Consider the following 689-nt stretch of genomic DNA (forward strand, 5'->3'; position numbering starts at 1 on the left):
TCAGAAGTGAAACAGACTCGCGCCGATGATAGTGTGAGGCTTCCTCATGTGAAAGTAGGTCATCGCCAGGGTCTTATTTAGAAAAAAGACCATTGTATGTGGCACACAGTAGACAAGGGAGTCTACATTAGAAAAGAGTAATGCTGGCGTAGCTCAGTTGGTAGAGCAACTGACTTGTAATCAGTAGGTCCCGGGTTCGATTCCTGGTGCCAGCACCACCTATTCTAGTCCCATGCGCTAAAGCACTTGACTTTAGCCATTTCCTGAAAGAAAATGGCGTTTTTTTTGGAGGGGTTCCCGAGCGGTCAAAGGGATCAGACTGTAAATCTGACGGCTCAGCCTTCGAAGGTTCGAATCCTTCCCCCTCCACCAGTTGAGAAGAGAAAGGCAAGCGGGTGTAGTTCAATGGTAGAACTTCAGCCTTCCAAGCTGATAGCGTGGGTTCGATTCCCATCACCCGCTCCAAGTATTTAATTTTCTCATGGATGTATTGTGTCTGATGCTTAAGGCCCACATAGCTCAGGCGGTAGAGCACTTCCTTGGTAAGGAAGAGGTCGCTGGTTCGAGTCCAGTTGTGGGCACCAAAATTATGATCATTTATTAGGGGAGATTTTCCGATGGCGAAGGAAAAGTTTGAGCGTAAGAAGCCACACGTAAACGTTGGAACGATTGGTCACGTAGACCATGGA

1 protein-coding gene and 4 tRNA genes are annotated in these 689 nt (G+C 47.6%); all 5 read left to right on the plus strand.

Features of this window, described 5'->3' with window-relative positions; translation table 11 throughout:
* The first annotated feature begins 142 nt into the window (after window positions 1–142).
* A tRNA-Thr gene (locus Lery_RS04870) sits at window positions 143–218 on the plus strand.
* Between the two features lie 69 nt (window positions 219–287).
* Window positions 288–372: transfer RNA gene (locus tag Lery_RS04875), tRNA-Tyr, on the plus strand.
* A 19-nt stretch (window positions 373–391) separates the two neighbouring features.
* A tRNA-Gly gene (locus Lery_RS04880) sits at window positions 392–465 on the plus strand.
* A 43-nt stretch (window positions 466–508) separates the two neighbouring features.
* Window positions 509–584 (plus strand) — tRNA-Thr (locus Lery_RS04885).
* Between the two features lie 33 nt (window positions 585–617).
* Window positions 618–689: hypothetical protein (locus Lery_RS15915; protein WP_229293845.1), on the plus strand; the 72-nt coding region annotated here is incomplete at its 3' end.

This window comes from Legionella erythra (assembly GCF_001467615.1).
Lineage (GTDB): Bacteria > Pseudomonadota > Gammaproteobacteria > Legionellales > Legionellaceae > Legionella_C > Legionella_C erythra.